Annotated in this window: 12 protein-coding genes, 1 tRNA gene and 2 pseudogenes; 7 read left to right on the forward strand and 8 right to left on the reverse strand. The window is 43.3% G+C overall.

The annotated features are described in order from the left end of the window. The first annotated feature begins 80 nt into the window (after window positions 1-80). Window positions 81-1,238 (forward strand): GUN4 domain-containing protein, encoded by a 1,158-nt coding sequence (locus tag V7K85_RS05495; protein ID WP_334811645.1) that lies wholly within the window; start codon window positions 81-83, stop codon window positions 1,236-1,238. A gap of 81 nt (window positions 1,239-1,319) precedes the next feature. Here the strand turns inward: V7K85_RS05495 and V7K85_RS05500 are convergent, their stop codons facing one another. The 6 genes from V7K85_RS05500 to V7K85_RS05525 all read right to left on the reverse strand — a co-directional run bounded on the left by V7K85_RS05500 (window position 1,320) and on the right by V7K85_RS05525 (window position 5,853). Beyond that, window positions 1,320-1,715, reverse strand: a complete 396-nt coding sequence (locus V7K85_RS05500) for a hypothetical protein (RefSeq protein ID WP_334811646.1) — start codon at window positions 1,713-1,715, stop codon at window positions 1,320-1,322. A gap of 18 nt (window positions 1,716-1,733) precedes the next feature. Continuing rightward, complete coding sequence (locus V7K85_RS05505) at window positions 1,734-2,948, reverse strand: ATP phosphoribosyltransferase regulatory subunit (protein ID WP_334811647.1); 1,215 nt, start codon at window positions 2,946-2,948, stop codon at window positions 1,734-1,736. Next, window positions 2,948-3,904: a J domain-containing protein gene (locus V7K85_RS05510; protein ID WP_334811648.1), complete on the reverse strand. Its 957-nt coding sequence runs from the start codon at window positions 3,902-3,904 to the stop codon at window positions 2,948-2,950. Before V7K85_RS05510 ends, V7K85_RS05505 begins: the two co-directional genes overlap by 1 nt. A gap of 74 nt (window positions 3,905-3,978) precedes the next feature. Then, window positions 3,979-4,791 (reverse strand): inositol monophosphatase family protein, encoded by an 813-nt coding sequence (locus tag V7K85_RS05515; RefSeq protein ID WP_334811649.1) that lies wholly within the window; start codon window positions 4,789-4,791, stop codon window positions 3,979-3,981. A 77-nt stretch (window positions 4,792-4,868) separates the two neighbouring features. Continuing rightward, entirely contained in the window at window positions 4,869-5,414 is a 546-nt protein-coding gene (locus V7K85_RS05520) for a thermonuclease family protein (protein WP_334811658.1), read from the reverse strand. A 70-nt stretch (window positions 5,415-5,484) separates the two neighbouring features. Continuing rightward, window positions 5,485-5,853: a 2Fe-2S iron-sulfur cluster-binding protein gene (locus V7K85_RS05525; RefSeq protein WP_334811650.1), complete on the reverse strand. Its 369-nt coding sequence runs from the start codon at window positions 5,851-5,853 to the stop codon at window positions 5,485-5,487. A 106-nt stretch (window positions 5,854-5,959) separates the two neighbouring features. On the opposite strand from V7K85_RS05525, the gene V7K85_RS05530 reads away from it, so the two are divergent. The 3 genes from V7K85_RS05530 (at window position 5,960) to V7K85_RS05540 (ending at window position 7,751) form a co-directional block, all read left to right on the forward strand. Next, window positions 5,960-6,046: transfer RNA gene (locus V7K85_RS05530), tRNA-Ser, on the forward strand. A 382-nt stretch (window positions 6,047-6,428) separates the two neighbouring features. Next, the gene (locus tag V7K85_RS05535) at window positions 6,429-7,109 is read left to right on the forward strand and encodes a HEAT repeat domain-containing protein (protein ID WP_334811651.1); all 681 of its coding nucleotides are present in this window, start codon (window positions 6,429-6,431) and stop codon (window positions 7,107-7,109) included. Between the two features lie 75 nt (window positions 7,110-7,184). Further along, window positions 7,185-7,751 carry a phycobiliprotein lyase gene (locus V7K85_RS05540; RefSeq protein WP_334811652.1) on the forward strand — a complete coding sequence of 189 codons (567 nt, stop codon included), beginning with the start codon at window positions 7,185-7,187 and terminating at the stop codon, window positions 7,749-7,751. 535 nt (window positions 7,752-8,286) lie between these two features. Here the strand turns inward: V7K85_RS05540 and V7K85_RS05545 are convergent. Further along, a complete protein-coding gene (locus V7K85_RS05545; RefSeq protein ID WP_334811659.1) occupies window positions 8,287-9,807 on the reverse strand; it encodes a site-2 protease family protein in 1,521 nt (506 codons plus the stop codon). Window positions 9,808-10,000: 193 nt separating this feature from the next. Here V7K85_RS05545 and V7K85_RS05550 point away from each other — a divergent pair, with 193 nt between their 5' ends. Beyond that, window positions 10,001-10,717, forward strand: a complete 717-nt coding sequence (locus tag V7K85_RS05550) for an MBL fold metallo-hydrolase (RefSeq protein ID WP_334811653.1) — start codon at window positions 10,001-10,003, stop codon at window positions 10,715-10,717. A gap of 80 nt (window positions 10,718-10,797) precedes the next feature. Beyond that, a pseudogene (locus V7K85_RS36390) lies at window positions 10,798-10,960 on the forward strand (IS982 family transposase); the annotation flags it as partial. Between the two features lie 58 nt (window positions 10,961-11,018). On the opposite strand, the gene V7K85_RS05555 reads toward V7K85_RS36390, so the two are convergent. Continuing rightward, a complete protein-coding gene (locus V7K85_RS05555; RefSeq protein ID WP_334811654.1) occupies window positions 11,019-12,698 on the reverse strand; it encodes a PAS domain-containing sensor histidine kinase in 1,680 nt (559 codons plus the stop codon). 551 nt (window positions 12,699-13,249) lie between these two features. On the opposite strand from V7K85_RS05555, the pseudogene V7K85_RS05560 reads away from it, so the two are divergent. Beyond that, window positions 13,250-16,705, forward strand: a pseudogene (locus tag V7K85_RS05560) (ATP-binding protein); the annotation flags it as partial. Window positions 16,706-16,790 lie beyond the last annotated feature (85 nt).

Here is a 16,790-nt window from a genome sequence, read left to right on the forward strand (position 1 = left end):
ATACAGGAAAAGCTCGTGTCATACCAGTTATTCTGCGAAGCGCTGATTGCAGTGACACACCGTTTGCTAAACTACAATTTTTGCCCAAGAATGCCGAACCTGTTACCTCTTGGCCTAATCGAGACGAGGCATTTACAAATGTAGCTCAGGGAATTAGGGCTGCTGCTCAACAACTCAAGGGAGAACGTCAACAAAAACTAGCACTGGCAAGAAAGGAAGCTGCTATAGCTGAGTATCACCAGTTGGTTGAGGAATTTGCAGCTGATGGCGAGATTTCTTTTGTGGAATCCGAAATATTGAAGGATTTACAAGAACAGCTAGGATTAACTGATGAAGAAGCTCGTACAGTGCGAGACAAAGCATTAGAACCTTATGGTAAATACAAAGAGAATCTGGACAAATACAAGCAAATTTTTACTAAATTAATAGATGAACAAGAATATCCGTTAGGGGAAGAAGCTAAAGCGGATTTGAAGAAATTGCAGCAATATCTGAAGCTTCAAGATGAGGATGTAGCCCTAACAGATAATGAAGCTGAAGTACAAAAGCAACAAGCAGAAATACTCCAGCAACAACAGCAAGAACAAGCAGAAGCCGAGAGGCGGCGACAACAGGAAGCACAGAGACTTAAAATAGAAAGAGAACAAGCAGAAGCTGAGAGACTGCGACAAGAACAGCAATCTACTCCCAATGGCCTGTCCTCTGAGAAGGATGTAGACTACACGCGGTTGCGGGATTTACTCAAAGCTGGTAATTGGAAAGAAGCGGATCAAGAAACTCTGAAAGTTATGCTCAAAGCATCTGGCAGAGAACAAGAAGGCTGGCTTGATACTGAATCTATCGAAAAATTTCCCTCCACTGACTTACGCACTATTGACCAACTGTGGGTAAAATACAGTAATGGGCGCTTTGGGTTTAGCGTGCAAAAGCGCATTTGGGAAAGTGTTGGAAAAGACTACCGCAAGTTTGGTGATCGCGTCGGCTGGCGGAAGTGGAGAATAGTTGTAGTTGACAAATGGTTTGGATTGAGACAAAAACAAACCGATACAAAAAGCGAATGGCTAAATTACTCAGACTTATTATTCAACACAAGTGCCCCGGAAGGACACCTTCCGACTACCCCCTTGGTCTGGGTCGAGTTTGGTGGGTGGTCGGTTTGGTTTTTGGGTGGGTTTTTGGGGTTGGGGGGTCGGATGTGGGGGGTTCTCTTCTCTCGCGTCGAGACTTGTAAACTGTAACATATAAGGCTTACAACAGAAAATTGTAAGGATTCACAAACAAGCCATTTTGCACGAAGGATTGCGGTTTCTACGTTTTCGTTACCTGGCACTGGGCATTTTAAAATATTCATCTTGAGCTTGTAGTACAATGCAAGCTTTTTGGCTGTCATAACAATTAGCAAAGATAAACTTACACGTTACTTCTTCTATTTCTTGGTTACTTGCTTCCCATTCATCCCAAGGTAGTTTCATTTGTCCTAGAGAGGATTTTTTTGCCTTTGCTTTAGCCCTCAACCCTACTAATAACTTGCTTCCCCAGTAGTTGCGCTTTTCTGGTTTATGCGGTGTCAAAATGGGAATTACGTTAAATGCTGTCAGCACCAATAAATCTAAATCGCTAGTTATAATAACTTCGGCATTAGCTGCTATAGCAGTTTCTAAAATTACAGTATCAGCTGGGGAGTGGAGAGTGGGGCAGATAAAGCAATGCTCCATGTCCAATCCCCAATTCACTTAACGCAATGATTCAATTTTTGGTGAACCATCAGCTTTGATCCAAGCAATTTGGGCTATACTGCGATCGCGTGCATATTGGCGAATAGCGTCTGCATCCCTTCCCCCCAAATCAATTTCTACCCGCACCAAATCAGTAGAATCTCTGAGTTTTTGGGCGTGGGCAAAGGCGGCGGCGTTAGCATTCGGCGTCTCTGGTGCTACCAACCAGTTAGTCGCTGGGATTGCTTGTGGTAATTGCTGAGTAGACAATAGAACTTGGTATAATTCTTCGATATTGAGTCCAAAACCAATTCCGGGAATGTTTTCTCCTTTGGGATGATATAGCCCCAAAAGCTGGTCATAGCGACCACCCCGCCCTAAAACTCTGGCTTGGGATTCGGTATTGTTGACAACCTCAAAGACGATACCAGTGTAGTAGTCTATGGTCTGGATGAGGCTGAGGTCAAGGGTTAACGGAAATTTTTTCTCTGATCCCAGTAATTCTACTAGGGATTTGAGGTTATTTACTGCCTCTCGCTGTTCTTCATCTAGATCCAAACTACTGACTTTTTGTAACACATCTGCACTTGGGCCGCGCAAATCCAAGATGATTCGGGCGCGATCACGTAGTTTGTCACTTAGGGGTAAAGTATCTATAGTAATCCGGTCAAGATGGGCGATTGCACTGCGAACTTCATCCTGTAAATTATCAGGAAAGGCACTCAGGAGCGATCGGGTAATTCCCGCCTCACCTAAAATTAAATGCCATCCCTGCAAACCCAGTGCTGCCAAACAATCTGCAACTAATAGCACTACTTCCGCATTCGCCAGCAATCCGCCAGCACCTAACAACTCTACCCCAGCTTGATAAAATTCCTGCTGGCTATTATGCCTACTTTCCCAAGTACGGCGAAATACATTGGCATTGTAGTACAGCCGTTGCGGATAACGTAGACCTGCCATCCGAGTCACAACAGTGCGAGCAATGGATGCTGTTAACTCTGGACGTAGCCCTAACTCATCATCTTCGCCATTTTGTTGTAGTTGAATCACCATCTGACGCTGGATTGCTTCCCCCGCCATCAGGGTATCCATGCGCTCTAAAGTTGAGGTGATAATCCTGTGATATCCCCAACGGTGAAATACTTGCTGTAACCTCTCTTCAATCCAGCGTTTTTTCTCCACATCCAAGGGCAATAAATCCCTGGCTCCCGCTGCTGGTTGATACACCATTATTTTTTCTTCCCACCAAACAAACCACCGAACAAACCGTCACTACCAGATTTATCTGGTTGCTTATCTCCATTATTGGGGGATGAAGTCACCTTATGATCACTAGGTTGTTGTCCTAAAGCTTTATCTATTTTTGGTTTCCATTTCAACGCTGTTTCGTCATTGGGGTCTAATTTTAGAGCATTGTCGAAGTGGATTTTTGCCATTTTTAGCTGATTTTGCCTCAAATACACCATAGCAATTAAGCTATGGCAGCGACTATTTTTAGGTTCTAGCTTTAGGGCATCCTGCAACTCTACTTTGGCTTGGGCAAATTGGTTTTTGTCAATCAAAGATTGAGCGCGACGAACATACTGTTCTACAGCTGAGTCTTCTTTTGCTGGCGCTGATGCTGGTGGTGTATTTTTTGGTGTATTTGATTGAGGTGTGCCTGATTGGACTTGGGGTTGAGCAGGTGGCGGCGGCGCTGCGGATGATTTGCCCGCACTCCGCATTAAATACACTAAATTCAACTCACTAATTTGGGCAATGACTTGCAGCGCTTGCTCTAAAGAATCATACTGGGTTTCGCCGATTTTAGCGATCGCACTTTTATAGAAATGATCGATATTAGGGGCATCAGCTAACTGTCTAGCCAAGTCGGTGTTTAGAGTCAGCGAAGTAGACTCTTGTAGCAAGCGCTTGCCAATTTGCGACAAAATCATCGTATATTCTGCGCGAGTGCGATCGCCACAAAGTTTTTCGTAAGCTGGGTTAACCAGCTTTGAGAAGAAATCGTTCCCTAGCTGTTTTTGAGCAGCACTTTCAGTAAAACTACTGTCTGGGTGCAAACGGCGGGCGATTTTGAGATAACGTTGACGAATCTCTTTGACATCCGCATCAACTGGAACGCACAATACTGCGTGATGATCTATGAAATCATATTTAAATAGTCCACGATCTATTTTGAAAGACATATAGAGGTCTTGCACCAAAGGAGCAGTTAGATTCTTTTTAGTTTACCCAAAGTCGGGGGAAAAGCTCCCATCTGCTACACCCATGCTGACAGTGGCGGAACTTGTAAAAGTTCGCTACTGAGGGAGTCGTGAATATAACTATTTGTGGCGATAATTCTACCTGACTCAATTTTGACGGGAGTACGATCATAGGCGGTGACTATGCCCCCGGCTTCTTGTACCAAAATTATCCCGGCGGCAATATCCCAAGGAGAAAGTCCCCGTTCCCAGTAACCATCGACACGTCCACAGGCAACATATGCCAAATCTAGCGATGCGGAACCGCTACGTCTGACTCCTTGGGTAAGATGGGTGAGGTGACTAAATTCGGCATAGTTGTTATCAGAGGTTTCGCGGCGATCGTAGGCAAATCCTGTCACTAGTAGGCTTTTACTCAGTTCAGATGTTACCGAAACCTTGATGGGATGACGGTTACGCGTTGCTCCCAAGCCAGCAGCGGCACGGAATAGCTCATTGTGAAAGGGGTCATAAATTACACCAACTTGCGGAACACCATTAATTAACAGCCCAATGGAAACGGCAAAAAATGGATATTGATGGGCATAGTTGGTTGTGCCATCTAGAGGATCTATTGCCCAGAGGTATTCATTCTCTTGATTACCTAATTTCCCTGATTCTTCCGCGAGGATAGAGTGCTGAGGAAAGTGGCGGCGCAAAATTTCTAAAATCAACTCTTCTGAGGCTTTATCAGCAGCTGTGACTAAATCACCAGGGCGTCCTTTTTCAATAATTGCGTCTTCTAACTTACCCAAGTAACCTTGCAAAATGCCACCAGCAGCTAAGGCCGCTTCCGTAGCAATATCCAGAAAAATTTGTAGATTTGTCATTAGTTATTAGTCATTAGTCATTGGGTATTAGTTATTCTTTCTCCTCCTGCTTCCCCTACTTTGCCACTCCCCACTTTTCAAAGATTTTGGCGGCGAAACTCAGCCGGAGTGAGGCGCATGGGTTTTTCTGGGTTCCAGATTCCTTGGCCCATAAGTCTAGCCCATTGTTGGGCACGTTCTAAACGTTGGTCATATTTGTGGTTAGGCGATCGCCCAACAAACATTGCATTCCCTTGTTTGACTAATTCTTCATTCAACAACACCTTATTTTTCCACACATAAGCTAGAGTTCGCCCAATTTTGTCTTTTGCTTCTAAATCAAACTCCAGCGTTACTGATTCTTCTGCACCACCAATTAGATTCTCTAACTGTTCTTTTGCTGCGTCCCCCCAAGGCCGCTGTCGCAAATCCGGTGCATCAATACCAACTAAGCGCACTTGGGAAATCAAATTTGGTTGTTCAGCCATGCCTAACACTTCCAAACTTTGCCCACTTACTACCCGCGCTACTTTCACCTGAGCCTGATTGTTTGGCAGCTGGTTTTTACCTTGGCAACTTACCAAGAGCAATAAGCAAGCCAAAATGGCTATTTTTCGCACCCAGTGACCAAGACGCACAGGCATCAAAACTTCTCTTATCGTCGCCCCTCTTGCTAGCTGGCTTTTGAGTAGGGGTACGGTGATTTTGAATTTTTTATTCCTCATCTAAGGGTAAACCCGCTTTAACTTTCCCCCTAGCAAAATAGCGTCCAAACTGGAGTTCATAAACTTCATCTTCGTCTTGCGTTTCCACCTCCAAGTCAGAACGGGGGTAACTCACACATAACAAGGCATAACCTTGCCGACGTAAATGTGGCGACAATCCGATCGCCTCCGGTTGGTAAATTTCTCCCGACAACACTCTCACAGCACAAGTGGTGCAAGCCCCGTTGCGGCAGGAAAACGGCAGTTCCACCCCTTGTTTCTCGGCAGTATGCAGGATGTAGCGGTCTTCTGGGACTTGTAGGGTGTATATTTTGCCAGTGGCGCGATCGCGAACTCTAATTGTGTATGTACGGGACATCTGGATTTGCGTTTTGGGATTGGGACTTTCAGATTCAATCTAAAATATCTTTCTTTATCTTTGCATTTTTTGGGATTCTATAGTATGATCTGAACTTGTGGCACCGGGAGAGGTGGCCGAGTGGTTTAAGGCGCAGACCTGGAAAGTCTGTTAGGTGGAAACGTCTACGAGAGTTCGAATCTCTCCCTCTCCGTTCTCAAACCTAGTCTAAATATATAGTTTGAACCAGACTTCTACAAATAGTCAGGTTCAGTAAAAATGCAGAACATTGCCAAATATATTTTTAAAATTCCTTTGAAGCATCGTGATTCTCCTTGATGTTTGACGCTGTATTTAACAGTCACACCCCTAACCTACGTCTGCTACTCCAGTTTTCTCTTCATACCTCAGGCACAGCTAGGTGTTAAATTTGACTGTTAAATTCAATACACAATCTAGCGAGAAGTAACATTTGTTTATTTTGCACTCATAATCGAGACATTTTGTAAAGTCGCTAAACTCCTACTTCACTATGGTGACAGCCTGATGAACGGATCAGGTAAATTAAGATAAGTAAAGAAAAGGCTTTGAACTAAATGGCAGCTCTAAGCTTACAAGAAATTTCTACTCAGTTAGAAAGTCCAAATTTACGCGATCGCATGTTAGCCCTTGCTAATCTGCGCCATGTTCCCGCTGAGGATGCAGTCCCTTTGATTAAAAAGGTACTAGACGACGAATCTTTGCAACTGCGATCGATGGCAATATTTGCCCTCGGAATCAAGCCGACGCCAGAATGTTATTCAATTTTGGTAAGAATTCTCGAAAATGACCCCGATTATGGTATACGCGCTGATGCCGCCGGTGCCTTAGGATATTTGGGTGATGTCAGAGCTTTTGAAGTGCTTTCACGGGCATTTTATGAAGATACTGATTGGCTAGTACGCTTTAGTGCAGCCGTCTCTCTAGGTAACATTAAAGACCCCCGCGCCCATCAAATTCTTATTCAGGCATTAGATAGCAAAGAAGTAGTGTTGCAACAAGCTGCAATCTCTGCACTGGGAGAAATTCAAGACATTGAGTCTGTCGATAATATCCTGCGCTTCGCCCAATCAGATGATTGGTTAGTAAGGCAGCGTTTGGCAGAAGCCTTGGGAAATCTTCCTACTCCCAAGAGTGTCTCAGCTTTAAAATACCTAGAAAAAGACAATCATTTCAACGTTGCTGAGGCAGCCAGGATTGGACTCAAGAAGCTTGAGGAAATAGGCAATCAAGCTTAATATTAAAGCCTCCTGCTACCTTTTAATAATAATTAAGTGGGAATTTTAGCATTTTGATGCAGGATAATTTCATTCATGAATATTGAAGAGTTTTTTCAGTTAAGTGCTGGTAAATGGTTTTCTCATCGTACTAGTCAACATTTGGCTTTTAACCAATCTGAAAATAGCAAGTCAGACATTATCATTGAGACGCTAGCAGTAGATCATCCAGAAGTGATCAAACTATGTCAACAGTACAAAATTAATCTTAGTTCCGCCTCTTGTGCTGCCAAAATTACCTGGAACGGCACAATGGAAAAGGATCAAGCAAAACACAGTGGTTCAACTGTGTTAGTTTCGATAGCTGATGCAGATAATCCGGCTGAAGGTAAGTTACTGCGAGAAATAGTTGATGCCGATAAAATTCCAGTTGCTGGACGCTATAAAATAGATAGTGATGATGCTTTGACTCTCACTACAGAGGATGAAACCATGAGTTCTGAGGAGCGCCTGTGGTTTGCTAGCCCCAATTTGCGAATGCGGGTGAATATCCTCAAGAGTTTTGGTGGATTTAGTATCACTTCCTTCACTTCTGAGATTCGCATGGGTGGTTTTCCCCCAGCCGCGAAGGCTTCCGAGGCGGCTAATTCAGTATCGAATTAGTTTTAATACAACGTATTCCCCCTATAAACAGGGGGAATTAAGTTTAATATTTTTTATGAATAATTAAGTTTGAGTACGCCCTAGTTAGTCAGTCCCTTTTGTTAATTCAAATTTATCAATTCAAAATTCACGCATTAATAACCCCATAAATAAATTTAGTTGCTCTGTATCCCTTTTTTGAATTTTGAATTAGAGCGTACCCCTTTGGGGAAGCAAGCTAAGCGCAGCATCTCGTAGAGAAGAGAGGGTCATTTTGCTTGAGGTATCAGCTTGCAATATTAGAGAGCGATTGGAGCAAGTTTTGCGATTGATAGCGAAGCTCAGTAGCCCATAAACAGTGGTGAAAATGCCATAAACTGTAGCACGTTTTTGTTTTTAAATCATCCCAGCGATCGCAGCTTTCAAAATTGCTCCTAAAAGAAGGTGATTATTTAATACTGTTTGTAATTTAAACGAAAAATCCCAACCAATGGTTAATTTCATAGTTGGAAAAAAAGAAAATTTAGAGATTTTGCTATCTCTTTTTTAATCCTTTTTAAATTTGCAAAAAGTTAGCGATCGCCTGCGGTAGTGGCATAATAATTACAATCAACAAAGCCATTGCCAGTAATCCCAAAATGTCACGCCCGTTATCCAATTCACTAACATCATTCAGTGCAGGTTCATCAATCAATGGCATAAATAATAAGATAATCGCCCACAACAAAAATTCTTCCCGAACTAAAGAAAGTAATAGCAACAGCAGGCGAGCAATTTGACCGATTATAATTGCGGTTCGTTGTCCAAACATCGCATGGATAATGTGACCTCCATCTAGTTGTCCCACAGGCATTAAATTTAATGCTGTGACAATTAGTCCCAAAAAACCTGCTACAGCCACTGGATGTAGGTCAAGAGCGGATTTTGCCGTTAACTGACTTCCCAAAGCTAACTTCGAGAGTAGCGCTAGTAAGATGGAATACTTGGGATTAAGGGCATCAGGATTCAAAAGTCGCGTTTTTTCAGTCAGGGAAACCAGGTCAGAATGAGCCAAGCCCCATATTAGTAATGGTAAAGTCACGACAAAGCCTGCAATTGGACCAGCGATACTAATGTCAAATAAAGCTTTGCGGTTGGGAATGGGACTACGCATTTGAATAAATGCGCCAAAAGTTCCCAAGAAGAAAGGCACTGGAATAAAGTAAGGCAACGTCGAGCGAATCTTGTAAAATTTAGCTGTTAAATAATGGCCAAGTTCGTGAATACCCAAAATACTCATCAGTCCTAAAGCATAAGGCAATCCTTTGAATAGGACATCTGGGTTAGATAGAACTTTGAACAAAGAGCCAATTTCCCAGATAGGCGGAAGAGAAACACCAGCAATTTTCACTCCCACCAAGGTAGTACTTAGCAAAGTAGTTACTAGTAATACAAGTGCTAATCCTGGTCGAGTTAACCGTTCCTGATCGCGTCGTGGTGTATTTATCTGTTTAGCAGCTTGAGTATTGGGAACCAGCACAAAGAAAGGTTTGTCATTGATACCTTCTTGAAAGATCAGCAGGAAGCGATCGCCAAATTGTGCTTCAATATTAGTCTTAATCTGCTGGTAGGCGTTGCTGGCTTTAGTTCGCAACTGACCACGGCAAATCACGGCTTGTGGTCGATACTCAATATTTTGAACGTAGTATACAGACCAAGGAAAACAATTTCGCAGTTGGGTTTCTTCCGTTGGCTGAATGGGACGCGCTATTGGTTCTGCGGTAGGCTGGATAGTCGGCTGTGATTCTGAGGCTTGAGCTTGGGCTTGAGTCTGTGTATCTCTTGGCACTCGACGCCCCCATTGAAACAACATCCAGTACAACAGTGTGCAGGCAAATAACGACCAGATGATCAGCGCTGGCGGCGGAGGTTGTTTCGCCCCGTACATCAGCGTCCATCCACTCAACAAAAATGCTGGTGTCATTAAAACCAGCCACAATAACCATACTGGCGTCCGGGTGATGTGAGCGACGCTCTGCTGCACCATTAGATAAGTAGCTAGCCCCAGTAGGAGGGTAAACAGAAACCAAAATGCCATGTTATCTTCAGTAATTTTGACAAAATGCCCCATCAGTAGCTTCAGCACCATAGCATTAACTACAAGGCAGACCTCAAACCCCGATTTTATTCACAATGGTTAACAGTGCTGGTTAAGGCTCAAGTTTCAATTCTTCAGAATTTCCACACTGTAACCAGATTGTCCACAACTCCTCAGTTTCGGTTCTTTGCTCATGTGCCCTTTACCTCAACAGCCGAGTCATACAACTAAGCCACCACGGGCTGTCTTCCCTGACGAAGTTCCTAGCGGAAGTTCTCTGCAATCGGACTTCGCACAAGAGAGCATTTTTGCCTTTCCACCCAATCGGGACACATTAGGGGGAATCTCTTATTTTATTGTAAGAAATGAAGGCAATATCCTCATAGATTGCCCTGCATTAGACCAAATAAATCAAGATTTTTTGCGATCGCATGGAGGCGTGCGTTGGTTATTGCTTACCCATCGAGGTGCTATTGGCAAGACCCCTGAAATTCAGCAAACCTTTGGCTGCGAGGTGCTGATTCAAGAGCAAGAAGCTTATTTATTACCAGGTTTAACCGTAACTACCTTTAGGCAGGAATTTACTCTCGATGCTGTAACACAAGTGATTTGGACACCAGGTCATTCTCCCGGCTCATCTTGCCTCTACTACAGTGAACTTGGAGGTATATTGTTTACTGGTCGGCATTTACTCCCTAATCAGCAGGGTCAAGCAGTACCGTTACGGACAGCGAAAACCTTTCACTGGCCCAGGCAAATCCAGAGTCTTCGATTATTGTTAGAAACTTTTACACCAGAAAATCTCCGCTACATTTGTCCTGGAGCTAATACAGGCTTTCTTAGAGGCAAACGTGTCATAGAATATAATGCTTGTATCTCAGCTCTTCAAAAACTAATTTCTACACTTTGAGTATTAAATGGCAAAACCAAGAAAAGTCAAGTAGTGGTGAGGGAGGATTCAGCGAGTGTGAAGGCTTGCTTCCCGCGTACTCACTTATTGATCAGTTCAAGAATATCTCCCAGATTGTAGCATTCTCGCCACTGATCGCCTGTCAATTGCTTGGTCAACATCGTCTGTGGCTTAATCGCCTACTCTCACCAACCTAAGAAGCCCGCGATCGCTATCGGTTACAATTTGCTTTCTGCCACCTAATCTTAACCCGAACTCACGTTCAAGTAAGATTAGATACCTAACATTTCTGAAATATTGTTTAAACAGTCTGTCGAATCGGGATCTCAATCACAAACTCGGTTTGATGACCGGGTATGGAATGACACCGCAATGAGCCATTATGCTTCTTAGTCACAATCTCATAGCTGATCGACAACCCCAATCCAGTCCCTTTGCCAACTGATTTAGTGGTAAAGAATGGGTTAAACAATTTTTCTTGAACGATTTTTGGGATACCAAGACCGTTATCTGCAATCTGAATCTGTACCAGATGTGAATCAAGCATTTGAGTAGAAATCAGAATTTGACTCGGCTGTTGCTCAATTTCCTCAAACGTGCGCTGTTGGTCTCGTTCTTCGAGGGCATCGATTGCATTGCAAATGATATTCATAAACACCTGGTTCAATAGAGAAGGTTTGCACTCAACCAATGGCAGGTTGCCATAATTCTTAACCAATTTAATTTCCCAGTTAGACTTGCCTTTCAGGCGATGCTGCAAAAGTATCAACGTACTGTCAATGCCCTCATGAATGTTGACTTGTTTTATCTCAGCTTCGTCCATACGGGAGAAGTTCCGTAAAGAGTGCACAATCGTTTGAATCCTGACTGCTCCAACTTCCATTGAAGAAAATAACTTGGGTAAATCTTCTACTAAGAAATCTAGGTCGATTTCCTTCCCTTCCTTCTGGATTTCTGGTAATGGGCTGGGATAATACTTTTGATACAACCGCAGCAGTCTTAATAGGTCTTGAGTATAGTCATTGGCAGGCTTGAGGTTGGCGTAGATAAAGTTCACTGGGTTATTAATTTCATGCGCTACTCCTGCGACTAACTGCCCCAAACTAGACATATTCTCATTTTGTATTAGTTGAATTTGCGTTCGCTTCAGTTCAAGTAAAGTGGTTTCTAGTTCAGTTGCTTTCTGCTGCAACAGGGCTTCTGACTCTCGCAAAGCTTTTTCAACTTGTTTAGAAGTACTGATATCACGAGCAATTTTGGAAACACCAATAATTTTGCCTGTTGTATCTTTAATTGGAGAAATTGTTAGCGAGATATCAATCAGTGTCCCATCTTTGCGTTGACGCACGGTCTCAAAGTGTTCAACTCGTTTTCCTTGTTTCACTTTCTGAATAATTTGGGCTTCTTCGTTGATCCGATCATTAGGAATAAGCATTGTCACACGTTGACCGATCGCTTCTTGTTCTTTATAACCAAACAGTCTTTCTGCCCCAAAATTCCAGCTAACAATTACTCCATCCAAGGTTTTGCTGATAATAGCATCTTCAGAGGACTCTACAATTGCCGCAAGGCGAAATAAAGCTTTTTCAACTTGTTTAGAAGTACTGATATCACGAGCAATTTTGGAAACACCAATAATTTTGCCTGTTGTATCTTTAATTGGAGAAATTGTTAGCGAGATATCAATCAGTGTCCCATCTTTGCGTTGACGCACGGTCTCAAAGTGTTCAACTCGTTTTCCTTGTTTCACTTTCTGAATAATTTGGGCTTCTTCGTTGATCCGATCATTAGGAATAAGCATTGTCACACGTTGACCGATCGCTTCTTGTTCTTTATAACCGAACAGTCTTTCTGCCCCAGAATTCCAGCTAATAATTACTCCATCCAAAGTTTTACTGATAATAGCATCTTCAGAAGACTCTACAATTCCTGCTAGGCGAAATAAAGCTTCTTGGACTTGCTCGTTTACCAAATTTTCCATATTAATTTACTACCTAAATTAATAAATAAAGGGCATACCCAAATTCTTGACTATTGTGTATTCTAAATACTCTTTTTTTGTTCCTATAAAAGAAAAAGAGTCAGCTTTACACAACTTTAATCAGTATTCCCTTAAGTACTAAAAAATTAACATTTAAGTTTTTAGAAGTTTAATCGCCATGTTGCAAGTGCAGAGAATGCGAATGATCGGGCCAATCCGAACATACTACCCCGTTTCACTATTCATCACGTTGCCTTCCGCCCTGACGATGCTACAAGCGTCCTAGCGTGACCGGGTTTATTTTTGGTGGTTTGATACGTAGCTTGCCACCGTAGGCATCGCTAAACCAGCTTTCATTCTCAATAGTGGGAAGTAATTTGATAATTATTATTGAGTTCTGATATTATTTTAAGTCATCAAAAAGCGATCGCTATATCTACTGAAGGTACTTTCCTGCCCCCAATCCCCAATGCAAGTTTTCTAGCGTTTGTTAACCAAGATATTTTCCTGGGAATTCTAACCTTAGTACACAGGAATTCTCAAAAAAAGTTATGAGCGCAAAAGTTGATGGAACTTTAAGGATCGCTGGCTACCAAATCATAAAGCAACTTTATTCAGGTTCTCGCACCCAAGTGTATCGGGCAGTACGAGAATGCGATCGCCTAGCAGTTGTGATCAAGCTCTTAAAACGAGAATACCCTACCTTCAGCGAACTAGTACAGTTTCGCAACCAGTATACGATCGCTAAAAACCTAGATATTCCCTGCATTATCAAGCCCTACAGCTTAGAAGCCCATCGCAACGGCTATGCCTTAGTCATGGAAGACTTTGGTGGCATTTCTTTGCGGGAATTTACCCAAGGACGACCATTGGCTTTAGAGCAATTCCTTGCCATTGCTTTGCAACTGCTAGACACGCTACACCAGTTACATCAACAGCGTGTCATTCACAAAGACATTAAACCAGCCAACATCTTGATTCACCCGAACACGAAACAAATCAAGCTGATTGACTTCAGTATTGCCTCACTCCTACCACGAGAAACCCAAGAGATCCAAAGTCCTAACGGACTGGAGGGAACGCTAGCGTATCTGTCGCCAGAGCAAACCGGACGGATGAACCGGGGCATTGACTACCGCAGCGACTTCTATTCATTAGGTGTGACTTTCTTTGAACTATTGAGTGGAGAACTCCCCTTTGAGTCCCATGATCCGATGGAGTTGGTGCATTGCCACATTGCCAAGCTTCCACCCTTCGTCTGCGATCTCAACCCCGATTTGCCTTTGATGCTAGGTGAGATTGTCCGCAAACTTATGGCGAAGAACGCTGAAGACCGCTATCAGAGTGCGTTGGGACTTAAAAATGATCTAGTGATCTGCTTAGAACAGTGGCGAGAAACAGGCAAGCACACCTGGTTTGATTTGGGACAGCACGATATCAGCGATCGCTTTCTGATCAGAGAAAAACTCTACGGACGGGAATCAGAAGTGCAGATGTTACTGGAGGCATTTGGTGATGTTGCCAATGGTGGCTCCCAACTGATGCTGGTGGCAGGTTTCTCTGGTATTGGCAAAACCGCAGTCGTCAATGAAGTGCATAAGCCGATCGTTCGGTGGAACGGCTACTTCATCAAAGGGAAATACGACCAGTTCAACCGCAACATTCCTCTGTCTGCTTTTGTGCAAGCCTTCCGTGAGCTGATGGGACAATTACTTAGTGAAAGCGATACCCAACTGGAGCAATGGCAGAGCAAGATTTTAGCGGCAGTTGGCGAGAACGGGCAAGTCCTGATCGAGGTGATTCCTGAACTGGAGCAAATGATCGGCAAACAGCCTGCGATCGCCGAACTATCGGGCAGTGCAGCACAAAATCGCTTTAATTTGCTGTTTCAAAAATTCATTCAAGTCTTCACGACAAGAGAGCATCCGTTGGTGATGTTTCTCGATGACTTGCAGTGGGCAGATTCGGCATCGCTCAATTTGCTGAAGCTGTTGATGGCCCAGAGCGTTCAGGGTTATCTATTCATCATTGGTGCATACCGCGATAACGAGGTGTTTGCCGCTCATCCACTCATGTTGATGCTAGATGAAATTGAAAAGGCATCCTCCCGCGTCAGCACTCTCACCCTAGCTTCCTTGAGTCAAGCAGATGTGAACCATTTGATCGCCGACTCGCTCAGTTGTGCAACGGAACGAGCATTGCCATTGACAGAGTTGGTTTATCAAAAAGCCAAAGGCAATCCCTTTTTTACAACTCAGTTTCTGAAAACGCTGCATGAGGATGGCCTGATTACCTTTGATTGGGAGGCAGGTTTTTGGCAGTGTGATGTAGCGCAAGTGCGATCGCTTGCTTTGACTAATGATGTGGTGGAATTTATGGCCCAACAGCTTCAGAAATTGCCACCCAACACTCAAGATATTTTAAAACTGGCAGCCTGTATTGGCAATCAGTTTGATTTAGAAACTTTAGCAATTGTTTTGTCACAACCCCAAATCGAAACGGCTGCTGATTTATGGAAAGCTTTACAAGAAGGGCTAATTTTACCGATTAGTGATGTTTATAAGTTTTATCAGGGAGAGGATAATGAGATATCTGTGCTGTCAAATAAGAATACCGCTAAAGAAATAGCCAAATATAGATTTTTACATGACAGAGTACAGCAAGCGGCTTATTCTCTGATTCTCGATAATCAAAAGACAGCAACGCATCTCAAAATTGGACATTTACTCCGAGAAAATTTCTCCGAAATAGAGCAAGAGAAAAAACTGTTTGATATTGTCGGGCATTTAAATTTAGGACAAGAGTTAATTACTCAAGTGAGCGATCGCCAAGCATTAGCTCAACTGAATTTGAAAGCTGGAGTGAAGGCGAGAAATTCTACAGCTTACGCAGCAGCAAGGGTTTATTTGCAAACAGGGTTAGAGTTACTACAGACAAACTGCTGGCAACACACGTATGAATTGACTCTGAATCTGTATGTTACGGCTGCTGAAGTTGCCTATTTAAATGGTGACTTTCATGGCATGGAACAGATAACAGCCTTGGTGCTGCAAGAAGCACAGACGATTTTCGACAAAGTGAAAATCTACGAAATTCAAATCGTGGCAAAAACGACTCAGAGCCAAATGTTGCAGGCGATCGCAATAGCAACAGATGCACTCTTACAATTGGGGGTGGAATTTCCTAGCGAATCTGATGCAGCCGACATTGACAAAGCCCTACAAGCCATTGCTAGCCAACTGCAAGATAGAGAGATTGCGAAACTAGTTGATCTGCCAATGATGACTAACCCCACATCAGTGGCAGCAATTCAACTATTAGCAAAGTTGTTTTCAGCAGTTTTTGTCGGAATGCCGGGTTTATTGCCCCTCCTTAGCTCAAAAATGGTGAGTTTATCGCTCCAGTTTGGGAATACACCGACATCAATGGTGGGGTATGCGATTCATGGACTGGTGCTGTGTGCTGTTTTGGGAGAAGTTGAAACGGGCTACAGTTTTGGGAAATTGGCGCTGAACTTACTAGAGCGGTTCAATTTACCAGAATATAACTCCATGACTCTACATCTATTTGGGGATTTTATTCAGCATCACCGCGAAGCTCTGTTGACAACGACACTAACGCTGAAAGATAGCTATACGACTGGTATGGAAAGTGGCGATTTTCTCCGTGCTGGCTATAGCATTGTGGGTTATAACAATCTGAGACTGTTTGGTGGAGTAGAGCTAGATATTTGCGAATCCGAATTAGCAGCTTACAGCAGCGCTCTGGCTCAAGTGAAACTATCTTCCCCTCAAGTTTATTTGGACATGATGTGGCAGACAGTCAAAAATTTCAGGGAACCTGTGAGTCAACCGGATTGCTTAATCGGCAGTGCCTACGATGAAACTGTGATGATTCCTAAGCACCATCAGGATCATGATCTCACTGCGATCGCTATGAGCTACATTGACAAACTGCTGCTAGCTTACTCATGGGGCAATTATTCGGTTGCGCTCAATTGGTTGAGTCGATGGGGGATATTATTCCCCGCACCTCTCAGTTAGATCCGTGCGTACCCGTTTCCGTGTACACGGCTCCCGATGTTCTTAGCTT

The sequence above is a fragment of the Nostoc sp. genome (genome assembly GCF_036917615.1).
Classification (GTDB): domain Bacteria; phylum Cyanobacteriota; class Cyanobacteriia; order Cyanobacteriales; family Nostocaceae; genus Nostoc.